The sequence below is a fragment of the Nostoc sp. UIC 10630 genome, from assembly GCF_010747425.1.
Lineage (GTDB): Bacteria > Cyanobacteriota > Cyanobacteriia > Cyanobacteriales > Nostocaceae > Nostoc.
This window is the reverse complement of sequence record NZ_JAAGOG010000072.1, coordinates 1-17,015: the sequence shown is the minus strand read 5'-3', so window position 1 is coordinate 17,015 and position 17,015 is coordinate 1. Positions and strand designations below refer to the sequence as shown.

Here is a 17,015-nt window from a genome sequence, read left to right as displayed (position 1 = left end):
AAAAGTAGATGCAATTAAGTTTGCTGTAAGTAGGATTTAATTTACAAGAAAGAAAGTTGCAAAACAAAATTAAATTATTGTGGGTTGGGCAATATGAGCGCCCTAACTAAGTTAAATGTGAAACTACATATTTGGGGTAAATATCTTGTCTGCCTTTGCTTACGAGCAACCGAGATGTCCATGATAAACTCCATGATTAACTACTACGTAAAGTAGCCACTAACTGACGTGCAAAGGCAGAAATTGCTTCATATTTATTGTTGTGGAGTTGCATCATTTTACTCCGGGCAGTTTGTTCAGAGGGGTTATTAGCAACTGCTGCCAATTGTTCATAACCTGGATAATAACGACAGAATGTATAAATACCGTTATCATCTAATAGCCATTGGCTATAGACACCTTCTTTGCGGGGAAAAAAGCTTTCTGAAGCATTACGAGAAATAATGTTGCGGGGATATTTTAAGATATCTGCAAAACTATCCACTGCAACTGGTTGAATCCTTCCAATTAGTCGTGTTGTCAAGTTTTGCAAAATTTTAGATGCAGCTTTAGATTTGGCAATGGTATCAGGATCTTGTCCTGATAAGATGACTCTGATACCGGCTTTAGCACCGTTGGCACAAATTCTGCCAACTAAGTCAGAGATTTGCTCGAATTCAAATAAAATTGGTGCTTCGTCAATAAAGAATATAGAAGCTGGACTACTTAATGCCCGTCGTAATGCTGCTGAATAGGCACTCAAGGATAGTACGGCTGCATCTTCACTATCTGATAAGTTTCTGAGAGCAAAAACTAACAGTTGTGCATCAGTAGGAAAGCTAGATGGTGCAGAAATAGCTTGTCCCACCCGACTAGAGAGCCAAAACCGCAAGCGTAGTTGAATTTGACTCAGAGCGTCTTCTACTCTGCCACTTAAAGAATCTAGCTGCAAGTATTCTGGCGAGCAGAAATAAAGAAAATCTTTCAAGGTTGGGGTTTTCTGCCAAGCCAGAGTGCCGAATCCTGCCATCATCGCCTGTCGATATCGCTCTTTGATGCCCTCATCTGTAAAGAAGGCTTCTAAAGCTAGGTTGAGCAGCGATCGCACTGTTTGCGATAAAATTTGACTTTCAGTGGACGATCCTAAAACCATTGTCATTAAAGCTGATTCTAGGAAGGCGGTATAATCGTTAAAGCGATCGCGCTGTTGTTCTGGTTCTAGCGATCGCAAATCTGGCTGTTCAAATAAGTTATTTGATTGTTTAGAGATATCAAAATAGGCTCCATTCCCCTCCATAAACTCTGTATAGTCTGTGAAAGTTGATGTACCATCAGGTTTAGGGAAATCTAACGCCACTACAGGAATGCCATGCGCCAAAGCTTGAGTTAAAATCCCTGAGACTAATACCGATTTACCAGCACGAGTTGTCGCAAACAAAGCTAAATTTTTGTGTTGATTAAACAAATCTAAATGTACGGGTGTTCCGCCTTCTTCGGCAATCAATTCAAAGCCTTCTTTATCACCCCGTTTAGTTAAAACTAAAGGCATTAATCCGGGAACTTCACTGGTTAAATATAGCTGACGACGGTTAAAGGGTGTTGCTAATAAACCTTCCCAAACTATTGGTAGAGTTTGCAGCCAAATTTTCCAAGCATATTCAGTTTCCCTAATTACCCTTGCTGGACGTTGAAAACAGTTTTCAATATACCTTGTTGCCTCATCTAATTTTTCGACTGTTGGACGATGTACCAAAATAGCGATACTCGTATAAATCGGAACTGCACCTTCAAATAATTGTTCTTGCGCCGCTACCGATTTCTTCAGCTTCAATTGAGCGTTGACATCAATGGTTTTACTTTTTTCTTGAGCCATGATTGTCGTCATGTTTGACTGCTTCAGTACTCGTTGTAAAGTCGTTTTTACCATTGCTGGATTTGCGGCAGTCAACTCACAAAAAATCTCTGTATCTACTACTCGTTCTCTGGCCAACAGTTCCCATAAATATCGCAGTTGGGAAGATTTATTTGGCCAACCTCCGGGTTTTTCGAGAAATGACAGTGCGCCAATATAACGATTGTTAACATTAACCCAACGGCGATCGGCACAAGGTACGCTAGACTCCATCAGCAAAGTTGTGCCGTGGATATTGTCTATGAGCAATTTAGTACTAGCTAAATCTGAATTAGCTTGCTCATGCAGTCCTTGTTCATCTAAGGTCATCAACTGAGGAATCTCTATTGCCTCTGTATCATTAAACCTTTTCCAGACCTCTTTCCAGAGTTCATCTGCTGTCAAAGGTTTGATATCCAATCCCATTTGGTTAGATAAAATCTGTTCCCAGCGCAGAAAACCCTGCTTGTAAGCATTTGTGATTAGGGTTTCGATGCGCTGATTTTCTACTTCTGAGAGTTCACCTTTGAATTTCAACCACCATGCTTCAGCTTTGACTAAAAGCTTCTCTATCCAGTCATCTGCATGTTGCGAGTTAGATTCAATGGTGTAAGTGACATAAATCCGCAAAAATTTTGGCTTGCGAACACCAGAAACAGTCAGTTCTTTGACTCTGGCTCTTTCTGCCATCAACAAGTATTTGATATCTCGTGATGGCGCATTTTTGATTAGTGATGCTAATTCTTTTTGGCGTTCTTTGTCGGAACTAAAAGATCCCAAATGCAGTGTCATTCTTTCACCGCTAGGGATATCTTTTAATCCAGCTTCAATGTTATTAAAAAGTGTATCGATTTGTTCGGGTCTTAAAGTAGTATGAATTCCCTTACAGTCAAAACCAAAAACAAAGCAAAACCGATCTTTTTGAGTGCCTTTTGTCAAAAGGTACGCGCCAATATCGCGTCCATTCATGGCGACACGTAACATTGTCGCCAAGTGTAAGGCATCTTCAAATGGTGTTAATCTACTTTCGTTTCCGGCGATGCCGACGCTTTGTTTTCCGATTTTTTGCTTCATGGTTAACTTCCAGTAAGCTTTGATAACGAGCAAAGCCTCTTGTCCAAGCGGGAACGCCAATAAATTTACTTAAAAAACTCCAACTCCTACCACCAGTTAAAATCCACCAGGTTCCTATTCCCCAACCAGTCATTAGTACTGTCCACAACCATTTTTGAAACTCTTCTTGGAAAAGACCCCCAAAAATTCCATTGATAATAAAGTAGGAGGCTAAGGCAATCACCGTCCAAGGAAGAATTTGATCGGCAGGGATGGGCCCTAGAGAAGGTTGGCTTCCCAGAACCTGATTAACTGGACGAAATTCTTGTTCCCGCTCTTGAGACATTTGAAATATCTGAATTATTTACTGCTATCGCCAATTACAAAGCGTGTGAGTACATCAGCAATAGTAACAGCAACAACGACTAATAGGGGAGTTCTGGCAATGCTTTGCCAATCTTCATCTTTACGTACTGCGTTGATCACACCGACCAGGGAGATTGCAATATATAGTAAGTAAATCGCCCGCAACACATTAAATATCAAACTTACAGCTGTGTTGCTACCACCACTATTGGTTGTTGAACCATCACTTAAGGTTTTTTTGAAAAACTTTTCAGCTTCCCCAAAAAACTGTGCTTGTGCGGGGCCTGCAAAACAGTCTAACCAATAAAAACTTAGGATGATGGCTGCTGCTAGAATTTGCAATAATATTAGCGATCGCTTTGGTAAATTTACCTGCTGCCCAATTTGCTGGGTGATGACTGCAATTAAACTACCAACGAGTAAACAAAAGAGCAGGATAGGACTTTTTAGACTGATAACGCTTATAAGTACAGCACAAGCAATCAAAAAAGGAACAGATTCCACCAAAATAATCAAGCTGGATTCCAGTCCCAGTCTTAACTTATGAGATCCTTTGACTGCGCTACCAGTTAAAGCTTTGAAAAAGTTTCTCTTATGAGAACTTTGTCTAGACATTTGCTAATTTTCCTATGGTGTACTTGAGTGTTGGTTGTCTAAAATCTTACGCTTACTTAGAACTTAACATGATTGAACATTCATTTGTAATGGAATGATGAAGTTCGCAGTAAAGTCTTACATTATATACAAACTATTATTAATTTAAATTAATAAAATATTAATTTTAGTTTAATAAGGTAAGTATGCGTGGTTTGAGAAACGAGGTTTCAAGCTTTAAACCATAACTGCCATCGTTCTCCTAAACTCTTTCTATCTCAGTGCTTTTGCCTCAATTAGAAGCTGCGGAATTCAGTAGAAACGCGAGCCAATGCTTGAACGCGTAGTTACAAGTTCTATAGAAAACATTTTATTCCTCCCAGTAACCGTTTTGTGAGGTGTTATCTTTTTCTTGTATATTACAATTTACGACATACTTGTTACAAGTTTGAGTAAGTTTGCAACGTAGTGGCTACAGTATCCCACTGGTAAAAGATGGGAATACTTTTGCAGATTATGTTATACCACTAATTGTCTCAGCTATTGCCAACTCACCCAATGGGTTCAGCGACAGTCCTGTAAATAATTTATTCGGATTCTTAGATGAGATGATGCGATCGCACTAACTATTCATCCTCTGTGTCTTTAATTATCTAAAAATCGGAATTGAATACAACTTAATGCTGTTGTTGACCTTGCATCTATGGGTCAGACATAGTTGAAAAAAGTTCAACCGTCAACTATGTTATGATAAGATAGTTGAGAAATATTTTCGGTCATGTAACTGACTATGTAGACACCTCTCCGAATCTAAATCTCTACAAACTTTGCTTCTGGAGGTGTTTTTTGTCAGTTTATATTGCAAATTTATCCTTTAAAGATGAGAGTCTTTAAGGATTGCAAAAATTGAAATTTTTAGTGAGTAGAACTGTATTGCAATACCTGGCGTGAAACGGATACCTCTCACTTTCAAAAAATATGCTAAAAAGAACGGACAAGTTTAGTGTGTCACAAACGCAGACAACATACGGATAGTACTTAAACTTATGCCAACGGATATAATTACCCGTCCTGAGTCTCTCACAGAAGATTGTTTCTTTACTTACGCCCTTGGGACTGATTTGCACGACACTAATTCCACAGCCAAATATTTACGCAGAATCAGAAAAGAAGATAAACCTTATATCGATATAGCTGTTTCTCCCAGACCTGGCTATCGGTTTGAGGTTTGTCTTATCCCTGTTGAAGGGTTCGCTCAAGAAACAATCTTAACAAAAGATGGGTTCGCCAAAGCTTTAGCGATTATTTGTGCTGTATCTAACAAAGCTAGAAAGCGATTTCCTTCAGGAAATGGACAAGAGATTGTCCGGTGTCAATTTAGCAATTTAGCTGATGCAGTCGCTGTAGCGAACAGATTGTCTGCATTACCCTCTGATATGTATGAAACTCTCGGCAAGGTACCAAATGCTTTGTGAGATTGTGTCCGCTTTAAGATTTATGATTAAGGCTGACGCAAAGACATTTTAATGGTAAGTAAGTAGACGGACAAGAGAATAAAAAACTCAATAGTTCATATTTTATTTGTTCATAAAAGTCTTGCCTAACGAGCCTTTTAACCTTAAATGTACAATTTTTCTGTTTTTGTACAGCGATCCATAATTCAAAGTGAGTCTTTTTTATGCCTATCAGTCCTTTGCGTGAAGAACCTCGTAACCAACGAGCGCCTGTAATTCGTACAAGTAATGAATTTATTCTTTTGGAATGGCTAAAGTCAACTGGTCGTCTAATTGAGCGTGAACATCAAGAATCTGAGTATCTAAATGAAGTAGAAGAAATTTCAGAAATGATCGACCTTGATGATATCCCTTACGATCATGACGATGATGATGGTGATATGGATATAGAAGCGTAATTTGTAATTCGTAATTTGTAATTACCCCAAGCGTTTCATTAATGCCGAAAGGCTAAGAATCCCGGCTTTTTTTAGAGAAGTCGGGATTCTTAGTATGAAAGCGCGAGTGGGTTTAATTCTTGGATTTGAGTAGTAGATAAAATAATTGTCCATTGCTGACTGTGACACCAGCGCGATCGCCTGCTAATTTCCCAGTACCTAAAAAATAATCTACCCTACCTGCACCTTTAATTGCGCCACCAGTATCTTGGTCAAGAACATAGCGGCTAATGATACGCTCCTCCAGTTTTCCGGTAGGATTAGCGAAAGGAATAGAAGCGCGAATCAACGCTAAAGCACCAGGAGGCATGAGAGATTTATCTGTAGCGATGGAACGCTCTGCTGTTAGGGGTACGTTGATCGAACCTTGAGCTGGTTCACCGTGATTTTTTTGAAAAAAAACAAAACTACGATCGCGCGGAATATAAATATTTAATTCTTGGGGATGCTTTTGGAAATAGTCGAGAATAATTGGCATAGTTACACCTTCTAGGGGTAATTTGCCATCATTAACTAATTCTCGCCCAATGCTCTTGTAATTATAAGCGGTATTACCTGCGTAACCAATTGTTGTTTGAGTCCCATCGGGAAGCTGAAGTTTCGCTGAACCTTGAATTTGAGTTAGATATGGTTCGAGGCGATCGCGAAACCAAAACAACTCTAATCCTCGTAATTTCCCTTTTGCGCCTTGTAAACCATCTGCTCCTTCTAACTCCTCTCGTGTCGGATGCGGCTTAGGCCAGGAGTTTAAATCAGGAGGTAATCGATAAACAGGATAGCGATATTCTGGTGTGGGGACGCGACTGGCTGCGTAAATCGGTTCATAATAGGCGGTGAATAAAACGGAACCTTGATTATCTTTACCGACTGACTGGTAAAGAACAAATTCTCGCTCGATGGCTTGATGTAATTCGGTTGCAGAATTAGTTGTCAAGACGAGTTCGCGGAATCTTTTCAAGCTTTTGAAGACGCGATCGCGTGTAATTCCAGCTACCTGGTAGTTCTGATAAGCAGTTGCAGCATTAGCCGTTTGCAAGTATTGGAGACTTTGAGCGATCGCACTCAATAGCGCCTTTTTGTCTGGTATTTCTCCATAGAGAAGTTCATCCAAGCAAGATGTATCACCTTGACAACAAGTAATTGGTAGTCTCTGAATTAATGGTGCTTTTTGCTTTTGTGGAAGTACATTTTGGTTTTCACCAGTCAAGGAAACTGGTATATCCCACTTTTTCAACCGACATTCTGACGGACTGAGTTCTTGATGCGCCAAAGATTGCATCCGCACTAGAAAAATCGACAAAACCACAGGTAAGCCAATAGCGATAAATTTGCTAAACTTTCCTAACTCAGCAAGTGTCTTTTTCATCAAAATTCAAAATTTTTGAGATTATCCCACTTCGCTCAAATTCAAAAATTAAACCGAAAAGCGAGAGTCATTAGTCATTCATTCTCTGTGCCATGCCCAAAGCCCCATTCCCAATAACTTATTCATTCATATTACGATAAGTCGCAACTGCCGAAGGCGATATCCGATTCAAATATCGGAATATCCAATATTTAAAAATGGTATCTAAAATCACTGGGAATGTAGCAATAAATAAGAAAATAAAATCTCGATTTGCTGGTAATCCCCAATGACGCGATACACCTTCTAGAAGTACTTCCCAGCCATGAGGAGAGTGGAAACCTACAAATATATCAGTAAACAAAATGATGATAAATGCCTTGGCACTATCACTAAGTCCATAGACAATATTATCAAAGAAATCTTTGACTACAGCAATAGAAGACTTGCTAACAAGCAAAAGCCAGATAAAAGCACCAACTGAGAACATATCTGCAAAAACATTTTTGATCGCATTAGAGCTTTCTTGACGAAATTCTTCAGCAAGCTCTACAGCCTTGTTTGCCATTTTAGCTTCCATCTGTTCAGACGAAAGTGGAGGAGCATTTATAATGAGATTTTCAAACTTGAGTTTTTCTTCAAATCTTTCTAATTTTTCAAGAGCTTCCTCTTCCATTTCTGAGTTGATAAATATCTGCATCTGATCGCTACTTCTAAAATGCTCAACAGATGGCCCGACGACGAAAGCTTTTGCTATCTGATGCGTCAAAAGTGGTATGATAATTAATAGTAAAATAAACCTGATAGATATTATTGTTCTTCTTTGAGTTTGACGAAAATTCTGAATTACTTCTTTTTCAGAATTAGGATCTAATTCAACTTGCAGACGAGTGATAGTACTTAAAATAGAACGGGGTAGAACGCCTGTTGTATCTACTTTACCCTTGGGTTTTGGTTTTTTCTCCGAGTCTTGAGTTGGTATTTTGGGTGGTAACGTTGGAGTATTGACGAGCAGCAATTTGTCATCAGATATGGCAGAGTTAATTGGTAGATTTGGAGGTTTGACTGCTAAAGCGTTAGAAGTTATTTGATCGGAACTTATGGTGTATTTGGATATAACTTGATCGATAAAGTTTAGCTTTTCTAAAACCAAAGAAGGACTAGGATGTTCTATACCTGCTTTCTGAGCAGCTTTTTGATTCTCTTCATTTAGAAACCAACGGCTTGCTCTAAACTCTGTCAGCCGCATCTTAGCAATTTTTAAAAGCTTGTTGAGGTCTGACTCAAAATAATCCATCACGCTGTTACTATACGTGGCTGAACCAATGTCTATTTTATTACCACTGAAATGCTTATCTTCTATTTCCTTAATCTTTAATGCTGCATCGTAAGCTTCATGTAAAGAACGTTCAGGAGTCTGTAAGTACCATCGATAAGCAGCAAGTAGAAAAGAATAGATTTTTTGGCTAAAAACAGAATTTTTCATTGGAAACAATCATCCAGCATTATTTGGTGATTCTTAACCTTAAGTTAACCCACGAGGTATATTAGCAAATCTACAAGGAGAAAGTTTGTGGTTTCTCATTCGGTTTGGATTGTTGGCACTAGTCGCACTGGGAAGACGGCTCGCTTGGTAGAGCAATTTTGTAGTTGGGTACAACCTGAAAAGCAGCATACCGAATTATTTTATACTAATAAGCAAGCACGTAAAAAAGGCGAACGTATACCTGAATTTTTATATCTTAAACAAACAGAGCCAGGAGTTTTAGTCTTAGCTGCCAATGATGATAATCGCCGAGAGTTGGGCGATATCATTGTTACATCCACATTAGGGAAATATCCGGTACGTGCCAAGACACCGCTAGGCTTTTTCCAGGATGAAGTTATTTTATTTTGGCCGTTGCTAATTAACTCGTTGAACCTGAAGGCCCAGTTTCCGGTAAGGTTGCGGCCAGAAACGGAACAAGAGTTAGCAACCAAACTCTGGCGTTCCCAATTAGACGAAGAAATTTTACGAGTTGCGGGAGTGAATGAGTCGCGCTTGGTGCGTCGCATTTTAGACTTATTGCAATTAGCTGCTTACAGTGGTGTACATTGCGAAGATATTGCCCAGATTTTGACAAGGGGTCTGGGGGAAAATACTACAACTTTAGAGCCGGAATTTTTGGCATCTTTGCTTATTAATTGGCGTAACTGGTGTTTAGAGAGGGGGTTACTAACTTATGGCATTATTACCGAACTCTATAGTCAATATTTATTAAGCGATCGCAACTACCAACAGCACCTAACTAAACGCTATCAAGCAGTATTGGCAGATGATGTTGACGATTATCCTAGCGTAGCGCGTCTTTTGTTTGAATTGCTATTAGATCGAGGCGCGATCGGCGCGTTTAGCTACAATCCCGACGGTGCAGTGCGATTGGGATTAGGAGCAGACCCCAAATATCTAGAAGGGTTAGCAAAGCGTTGTCGGGTAGAAATCTTAAGCGAGCCGCCTCCAGAGTCTCTGGGAGAGCAAGCTAAACAGATGGTGGAATTAGTCACAGAACCAATGGTGTTGGTAAGTTTACCTGAGATTGTGCATTCTATTCAAACTACCTCCCGCGCTCAACTATTGCGACAAACAGCAGAGGTAATTGCTGATGCTATCCAATCACAGCAAGTACAAGCAGAAGAAGTAGCGATTATTGCACCAGGTTTAGATGCGATCGCTCGTTATACTCTAGTAGAAATCCTTGTCAAACAAAACATCCAGGTAGAATCGCTCAATGACCAACGTCCCCTAATTAGTTCACCCGTCATTCGCGCCTTACTCACCATGCTGGCACTAGTTTATCCCGGCTTGGGCCGCCTCGTGGATCGGGATGCCGTGGCAGAAATGCTAGTTGTCTTAAGCCGAAAGCAACAACTACCAGAAAACTCCTCACTCCTCACTCCTCACTCCTCACTTAGCACTCAGCACTCACAACTCAACACTCACATTGATCCGGTACGCGCTGGTTTGATCGCAGATTACTGCTTTGTACCTCATCCCGATCGCCCCAACTTGCTACCAGTGTCAGCCTTCGAGCGCTGGGATAGAATCGGCTATGCGGCTACTACAGCCTATAATGAGATATTGGAGTGGTTAGAACAGCAGCGATCGCAACAAGAGCTGCGGTTAATTCCCAGTCCCATTTCCCTCTTAGACAGAGCAATTCAGCGCTTCTTGTGGAATGGTAGCAATCTCCCCTACGAACAGCTAGCAGCACTGCGAGAATTATTAGAAACCGCCCAACACTACTGGGAAATTGACACCAGGTTACGACAAATTGCCCCAGTTGAGACAACGCCTCACACAACTATTATCGAATTCATTCAATTACTGCGACGTGGTACAATCACCGCCAACCCTTACCCTGTGCGCCCTATTGGTGGAGCGAGAAAGGCCGTCACCTTAGCAACTATATTTCAATATCGGTCTAGCAGGCGATCGCACCGTTGGCATTTTTGGCTAGATGCTGGTTCACCTCTTTGGGCCAAAGGTGGCGCAGCGACGTTATTTGGTGCGCCGTTTTTTTTGCAAGACAGGTTAGGCGAACCTTGGACAGCAGAAGATGAGAAATTGGCAGAAGAAGAACGACTGCAAAGGATTTTGACAGATTTACTATCTCGCGTATCCGAGAGAGTTTATTTGTGTCACAGCGATTTAGCCGTAAATGGACAAGAACAATTAGGGCCGTTATTACCTTTGGTAAATGCTTGTGTAACCGTTATTTCTGAGACTAACGAGAAGCTAAAATCCCCGACTTCTTAAAAAAGTCAGGGATCTTAATCAAACAAAAATATTTATTTCTGTTAGCCAAACTCCCTAAAATATTTTGGGGTAAAATCAACTAAACAGCAATCAGGTTGAGTTTCGTTTTCTAGTCTCAAGCAAAAAAGTTTGTGGCAGGGGAAGCAATTTGAACATCCTAGAATTTTCTGTATCGATAAATAAAAGGATACAAGCCTCTAAATTTATGAATGGGGATAATTAATTTTGAATTTTGAATTTTGAATTTTGAATTTTGAATTCGGAGCAAAGCGACGTGACTGTGGTTGAGTCGGAAAAGGAGAGCGAGGAAGGACTTTATCACGCCTTAAGAGCAAAGGAATACTGAAAAGTCCCAAAACAATTACTACTCCAGTCATTATCCAAACGATGATCCTATTTGGTTTATAATCTGCTCGTTCAATTTGCCAGAAAACTTGGTTGTATCGCCATGCGGCTAATGCAACAGCCAAAATTCCAAAAACTACCAAAGCAACACCCAAATTTTCCGAGTTGGATAATGGATTTACCGGAGTTTCTTGTTGAGTAATAGCAATATTCAGCTGTTGCAGAAATATACCAAATCGCGCAATAGCAAAACCAAAACCAATCAATGAAATAGAAGTACGTAGCCAAGCTAGAAAAGTACGTTCGTTCGCTTGATGCTCCCTTTGACGATCGATTTTTGGTATTTTATCCATAAGTACTTCTGACGACTACTTACTCTTGAAAAGTATTCATAATGATGAATAGCATGAACTAGCGCCACAAGTTCAACACAAGCTAGTCACGGCTAAGAGAAAACCCCAAGCGATCGCAAGAATCTTTACAATAGTAAATAAGGTAAAGATATATATCAGAGTCAAAATCAATGGCACTATTCGGATTTGGCAAAAAGCAAGTTATGCCCACACCAGAAGAAGCTTTATCAGGAAGGGCGCAGTCTATGTCAGTACCTGCTGCTCATTATGTCAACAATAATCCTTTAAAAGCTCCTTATCCCGATGGATTAGAGAAGGCAATCTTTGGCTTGGGCTGTTTTTGGGGTGCAGAACGCAAATTTTGGCAACTTAAAGGAGTTTACACCACCGCAGTGGGTTACGCTGCTGGATTCACACCCAACCCCACTTATGAAGAAGTATGTAGTGGGCGAACCGGTCACAATGAAGTGGTGTTGGTTGTGTTTGATCCCAAAGTAATTAGTTATTCTGAACTACTCAAAGTCTTTTGGGAAAGCCACAATCCTACCCAAGGGATGCGCCAAGGTAATGATGCTGGCACTCAATACCGTTCGGGAATTTATGTCTATTCTGAAAGCCAAAAGCAGCTAGCAGAAGCATCACGGGAAGCTTATCAGCAAGCTCTCAACGATGCAGGTTATGGCAAGATTACTACAGAAATCTTAGATGCACCGGAATTCTATTACGCAGAAGCCTATCATCAGCAATACCTGGCTAAAAATCCTAATGGGTATTGTGGTTTAGGAGGGACAAATGTTTCTTGTCCCGTGGGTGTAGTTGAATCGCAAGTGAGCGGTTAGAAAGAAGGAAGGGGAAAAGGGCAGGGGAGAAATCAATTCAAAATTCAAAATTCAAAATTCAAAATTAAAGAACTTCTGCCCCCTCTTTCCCAATTCCCCATTCCCCATTCCCCATTCCCTATTCCCCATTCTCAATTCCCAATCCCTAACTAAAATGCAGCTTTTAGCAAAGCGATCGCTCGAACCCACAGCATAATACTAATAGGCGCTCCAATTAGAATACCAGCGATCGCCCAGCCTCTTTGATGGGCTTTGAATTGTTCAATACTTCGCCACTGCCTACTTTTCCAAGCCCATTCATTGCCTTTAGCACCAAGTGCGATCGCCATTAACCACCAACCATGTGGTACAAAGCAAAATAGCCCATACCATACTTGGTTTGGCCACATCCACAACCAAGGCATGAGAAATGCGCCCCAGTTCCAACCGAGAATTTCCTCTGGGACTGTTTCATTTTGATTACTTATGCCGCATCCAGAATTGTTAATTATTTCTCTTAACGGTAAAAGCTGACTTCTGTTTGCAGATTTCACAGCCAGGCCAGATTTGAGAGCATTCAGCGCTTGGCGAGCATCAGTAAATCGTTGTTCGGGAGCGGGTTCTATTAACTTTTGTAGCCAACTGCTAAAACTAGGACTGAGATTAACTCGGTCTGCAAATTGCAGTCGCAAATCCTGCTGAGGTAAATCAGAGGGGCAAGTCCCAGTCAGCAAATGAATCAGAGTTGCACCCAGTGCATAGAGGTCTGAAGCTGGAACTGCTCGACCACCAAATTGTTCCATTGGGGCATAACCATAAGTACCCACAACGGTGAAAGTAACGCCTTCTCTTGCCGCTTTATCTTGTACTGCACCAAAATCAACTAAATAAATCCGATTATCTTCGCCCCAGATTAAATTACTCGGTTTAATATCTCTATGTAACACTCCTGGATTTAACTCATGTAGATACATGAGAATATTTAAAATCTCACCTGCGATTTTTCTCGCTCGCTTTTCAGTAAACCTTTTGCCAAGAGCAAGTTTTTCTTTAAGCGACTCACCAGGAATATATTGTTGTATTAAGCCAAACCAGAGAGTGCGATCGTCAATACAAAAATAATCTATATATCTAGGAATGCGGGGATGACTTATTGTTTTAAGAATTTGTGCTTCCCTCTCAAAAAGTTTTAAATCATCCCACTGTACAGTACCGCCAAAGGCTAAAAGTTTAACCACAACGGTCGAATTTTCGCCATCAGAGGCTAGTAAATCCTTTGCAAGCCAAGTTTGACGAATTCCATTGTTACCAAGTTGGTGTTGGATTTGATAACGATCTTGTAATATCTGTTCTGGTTGCAGCATCTTACACCTGCTGGCAGTTTACGCCGATCTGATTCCCTTATATTCAAGGATAGTCATTATCTAGAGAAATTGTGGGAGCCAGATAATTTATATAAAGCAGTTGAAAATTCCAATTTTGGGGTTCACTATAAAATTAGTGCGAATTATTATTCGCACATGCTATAAATATTTATAGTAGAGATTAAAAGTGGCTAAAGAAGCACAAGCAAAACAGATTATCATCTATGCCAATCAAGACGGTTACGAGCCGTTTGCAGAGTGGATGGATAATTTACGCGATCAACAAGGAAAACGACGCATACTGCAACGCCTACGCCGCCTTGAACAAGGCAATTACGGCGATGTTGCGCCAATAGGAGATGGTTTAAGCGAGTTGCGAATGTTCTTTGGTTCTGGTTATCGCGTCTATTTCGGTGAAGATGCTGAAAATATCGTTGTCGTACTGTGTGGAGGCGACAAAAGCACACAGAATCAGGACATCGAAGACGCAAAAGCCTACTGGAAGGAGTACCTAAACAGTGAGAAAATTTAGAACACTTGATGAATTTGAGGAAGAGTACTTCCGTAAGCACCCGGAAGAAATCGACGATTATTTGACCGAAATATTTCAGGAATATGCAGAAGACAACGATTCCGGTGCATTGTTAGCATCCTTGCGCGTTGTTGCCCGTGTACAAGGAATTAGCGAGATAGCCGAGCAAACAGGGATGACCCGTCGAGGATTGCAAAAAGCCTTATCCAGCAATGGCAACCCGCGCCTTAAAAACGTCAATTCCATTATGAAAGCGCTAGGATATTGTCTCACCCCACAAAAAATCATGCCTCCATCGGCAGAGTGAATCACAACAGTAATTATCGATGGTGGCACTATTGGGTGCAGAATGTGGGTTACAAATAATTTTTGCGATAGTAAGCTTGATATTCGGCAGACAGCAGAGGTTCCCACCAATCACGATGATTGAGATACCATTCAACAGTTAAACGTAAACCCTCAGCAATTGTTACAGAAGGTGTCCAACCAAGCTGAGTTTTAATTTTGTTGGCATTAATTGCATATCTCCTGTCGTGTCCCTGTCTATCCTTGACAAAAGTAATCAATTCCTTTGCTGGACGTATTGGTAAATCAGGTGCTAATTCATCCATCATTTCACACAAAAGCTGCACCAGGTTGAGATTTTCCACCTCATTGTTGCCACCAATATTGTAGGTTTCCCCTGGTTGACCATGATTGATTACCACATCCAAAGCACGACAATGATCGACCACATAAAGCCAATCCCGCACATTTTTACCATCGCCATAAACAGGTAATGGTTTACCTATTAAAGTGTTGATGCACATCAGGGGAATTAGCTTTTCGGGAAATTGATAAGGCCCGTAATTATTAGAGCAATTTGTGATAATTGTGGGAAGTTTATAAGTATGATAATAAGCCCTGACTAAGTGATCACTACCAGCTTTGGAAGCTGAATAGGGACTATTAGGAGCGTAAGGTGTCGTTTCCGAAAAAGCTGCATCATCTGGGCTCAAACTACCGTAAACTTCATCAGTCGAAACGTGTAGGAAACGATAATTAGATGGCTGTGCTTTAGCCTCCCAATATTGGCGAAAAGCTTCCAGCAGCGTGAAAGTTCCCACCACATTAGTTTGCACAAAAGCTGCCGGCCCAAGAATCGAACGATCAACATGAGATTCAGCAGCAAAATGGGCGAGAGTATCTATATTTTCGGTTGATAATAGGTTGTCTATGATGGTGCGATCGCAAATATCCCCCTGCACAAACCGAAAATTCTCTCTTCCCTCAACCGCCGCCAAATTCAGACGATTCCCCGCGTATGTAAGCGCATCCAACACCACCACCCGGTCATCTGGATAAACCTGACACCAGTGATGGACAAAATTCGCCCCAATAAACCCCGCACCCCCAGTAACTAATAACCGCCGACTCATTCAATTTCCTCTCTTCTCTCTGTGATCTGTGCGCCTCTGCGGTGCGTTTCTATTACTTAAAATATTTCTTCCTCAGCTTCCCATATATCCTCTGAGCGAGCAATTTTGCCATACGTATTTTCGTCAAACTCTTAATATTAGATGGCTGTTGGATCTTGTGATCAAAAAACTCATTTAACTCATCCAGAATAACTTGGAAACGCTTAATAATATTTTCATTCCGATGCTCAATCAAAAAATCTTCAGATAAACTAAAATTTGCTGAAGAATCAATCACTTTCAGAATACGTTGCACATCATATTCTTGAGAATATCCAGCAATTTTATAGCAATTAAATCCAGGATCTAAGTAATCTGCCAGTCCTCCGTTAACACTAGAAAATACTTGACAACCACAGGCAAGAGCTTCCATTGGTTGTAGACCAAATCCTTCACTAACGCCCTGTTGTGCCCAGTACTCAGCCGAATCATAGAGGTAAACCTTAGCTCGGTTAAATAGTCCGGGTAAATCCTCTATGTATGAATCAACAACCAATACTTTACAACGTTTTTGCAACGCTGGAATCAATTCTTTAATTAAATACTCAGAAGATTTTCGAGCCTGGACTAAAACATCAATATCCCGTTCCAGACCTAAATTTTGGAACTCATCAGAAATTTGATTGGGCAAATAATAAATCAGAGAATTAGGTGATTTTTCTCCCCAATATCCCATTGTATAGCGGCTAACAGTAACAATCGGAATACTCGCAGGTAGCCTAAATGGATAACCTGGACTATGTGCATGGTAAACCACATTGTATTGCTTAAGTTTAGCCACGAGTTGAGCTATATCAAATCCCCAACTGATGACAAAAATTACATGACTTAAATTTTTCTCTTTTAGTAAATCATCAATAAAAAGCTTATCTTTTTCTCGTTGACGGTAAGTTACAACATCAGCACTACAGAAATTCTGAGCCAAATTAAGTGCTTTTAACTCAGCCCAAAGACCACCACAGGCAAATTTGCCATCTGTACCGGGGAGTAAAAAGTAAAGTTTTCTCATAATTTTATTAGGGCATTAGGAATTGGAATTGGGCATTGGGAATGGGGCATTGAGAAGAGATATAGTAGACAAGGAAGAGGGGGTAGACAAGGAAGAAACTTGACTAATTCTCCCCTTGTCCTCCCTGTCCCCCTGCTCCCTTGCTCCCCCTCCGCTTGGGGT

The 17,015-nt window shown here is 40.6% G+C and carries 16 protein-coding genes; 7 read left to right on the top strand and 9 right to left on the bottom strand.

Features of this window, described 5'->3' with window-relative positions; translation table 11 throughout:
• Positions 1–196: 196 nt before the first annotated feature.
• From G1O98_RS17955 to G1O98_RS17945, 3 genes are read right to left on the bottom strand one after another with little or no spacing between them, the layout of a single operon-like run.
• The gene (locus G1O98_RS17955; protein WP_163930184.1) at positions 197–2,944 is read right to left on the bottom strand and encodes a hypothetical protein; all 2,748 of its coding nucleotides are present in this window, start codon (positions 2,942–2,944) and stop codon (positions 197–199) included.
• Positions 2,892–3,269: a hypothetical protein gene (locus tag G1O98_RS17950; protein ID WP_012410598.1), complete on the bottom strand. Its 378-nt coding sequence runs from the start codon at positions 3,267–3,269 to the stop codon at positions 2,892–2,894. The genes G1O98_RS17955 and G1O98_RS17950 overlap by 53 nt, the downstream gene beginning before the upstream one ends.
• 14 nt (positions 3,270–3,283) lie before the next feature.
• A complete protein-coding gene (locus G1O98_RS17945; RefSeq protein ID WP_163930182.1) occupies positions 3,284–3,904 on the bottom strand; it encodes a hypothetical protein in 621 nt (206 codons plus the stop codon).
• 437 nt (positions 3,905–4,341) lie between these two features.
• Between G1O98_RS17945 and G1O98_RS17940 the strand changes: the two genes are divergently transcribed.
• The 3 genes from G1O98_RS17940 (at position 4,342) to G1O98_RS17930 (ending at position 5,795) form a co-directional block, all read left to right on the top strand.
• Complete coding sequence (locus G1O98_RS17940) at positions 4,342–4,509, top strand: hypothetical protein (RefSeq protein WP_163930180.1); 168 nt, start codon at positions 4,342–4,344, stop codon at positions 4,507–4,509.
• A gap of 420 nt (positions 4,510–4,929) precedes the next feature.
• Complete coding sequence (locus G1O98_RS17935; protein ID WP_163930178.1) at positions 4,930–5,358, top strand: hypothetical protein; 429 nt, start codon at positions 4,930–4,932, stop codon at positions 5,356–5,358.
• Between the two features lie 203 nt (positions 5,359–5,561).
• Positions 5,562–5,795, top strand: a complete 234-nt coding sequence (locus G1O98_RS17930) for a DUF3134 domain-containing protein (protein WP_114082879.1) — start codon at positions 5,562–5,564, stop codon at positions 5,793–5,795.
• A 112-nt stretch (positions 5,796–5,907) separates the two neighbouring features.
• On the opposite strand, the gene G1O98_RS17925 is transcribed toward G1O98_RS17930, so the two are convergent.
• Together G1O98_RS17925 and G1O98_RS17920 are read right to left on the bottom strand one after the other, a co-directional pair.
• Positions 5,908–7,200: a murein transglycosylase A gene (locus G1O98_RS17925; protein WP_163930176.1), complete on the bottom strand. Its 1,293-nt coding sequence runs from the start codon at positions 7,198–7,200 to the stop codon at positions 5,908–5,910.
• Positions 7,201–7,318: 118 nt separating this feature from the next.
• On the bottom strand, positions 7,319–8,674 hold the full coding sequence (locus G1O98_RS17920) for a proton extrusion protein PcxA (RefSeq protein ID WP_175586741.1): 1,356 nt from the start codon (positions 8,672–8,674) through the stop codon (positions 7,319–7,321).
• A gap of 78 nt (positions 8,675–8,752) precedes the next feature.
• Between G1O98_RS17920 and G1O98_RS17915 the strand changes: the two genes are divergently transcribed.
• Positions 8,753–10,975 carry a recombinase family protein gene (locus G1O98_RS17915; protein ID WP_163930173.1) on the top strand — a complete coding sequence of 741 codons (2,223 nt, stop codon included), beginning with the start codon at positions 8,753–8,755 and terminating at the stop codon, positions 10,973–10,975.
• Between the two features lie 203 nt (positions 10,976–11,178).
• On the opposite strand, the gene G1O98_RS17910 is transcribed toward G1O98_RS17915, so the two are convergent.
• Positions 11,179–11,673 (bottom strand): DUF202 domain-containing protein, encoded by a 495-nt coding sequence (locus tag G1O98_RS17910; RefSeq protein WP_163930171.1) that lies wholly within the window; start codon positions 11,671–11,673, stop codon positions 11,179–11,181.
• Positions 11,674–11,843: 170 nt separating this feature from the next.
• On the opposite strand from G1O98_RS17910, the gene msrA reads away from it, so the two are divergent.
• Positions 11,844–12,512 (top strand): peptide-methionine (S)-S-oxide reductase MsrA, encoded by a 669-nt coding sequence (msrA, locus tag G1O98_RS17905; RefSeq protein ID WP_163930169.1) that lies wholly within the window; start codon positions 11,844–11,846, stop codon positions 12,510–12,512.
• Between the two features lie 149 nt (positions 12,513–12,661).
• On the opposite strand, the gene G1O98_RS17900 is transcribed toward msrA, so the two are convergent.
• Entirely contained in the window at positions 12,662–13,855 is a 1,194-nt protein-coding gene (locus tag G1O98_RS17900; protein ID WP_163930167.1) for a serine/threonine-protein kinase, read from the bottom strand.
• A gap of 220 nt (positions 13,856–14,075) precedes the next feature.
• Between G1O98_RS17900 and G1O98_RS17895 the strand changes: the two genes are divergently transcribed.
• Both G1O98_RS17895 and G1O98_RS17890 read left to right on the top strand, forming a co-directional pair.
• Positions 14,076–14,387: a type II toxin-antitoxin system RelE/ParE family toxin gene (locus G1O98_RS17895; RefSeq protein WP_345940566.1), complete on the top strand. Its 312-nt coding sequence runs from the start codon at positions 14,076–14,078 to the stop codon at positions 14,385–14,387.
• A complete protein-coding gene (locus G1O98_RS17890) occupies positions 14,374–14,694 on the top strand; it encodes an addiction module antidote protein (RefSeq protein WP_163930163.1) in 321 nt (106 codons plus the stop codon). The genes G1O98_RS17895 and G1O98_RS17890 overlap by 14 nt, the downstream gene beginning before the upstream one ends.
• Positions 14,695–14,743: 49 nt before the next feature.
• Here the strand turns inward: G1O98_RS17890 and rfbB are convergent, their stop codons facing one another.
• Together rfbB and G1O98_RS17880 are read right to left on the bottom strand one after the other, a co-directional pair.
• The gene (rfbB, locus tag G1O98_RS17885; protein WP_163930160.1) at positions 14,744–15,805 is read right to left on the bottom strand and encodes a dTDP-glucose 4,6-dehydratase; all 1,062 of its coding nucleotides are present in this window, start codon (positions 15,803–15,805) and stop codon (positions 14,744–14,746) included.
• A 52-nt stretch (positions 15,806–15,857) separates the two neighbouring features.
• Positions 15,858–16,853, bottom strand: a complete 996-nt coding sequence (locus G1O98_RS17880; RefSeq protein WP_163930158.1) for a glycosyltransferase — start codon at positions 16,851–16,853, stop codon at positions 15,858–15,860.
• Positions 16,854–17,015 lie beyond the last annotated feature (162 nt).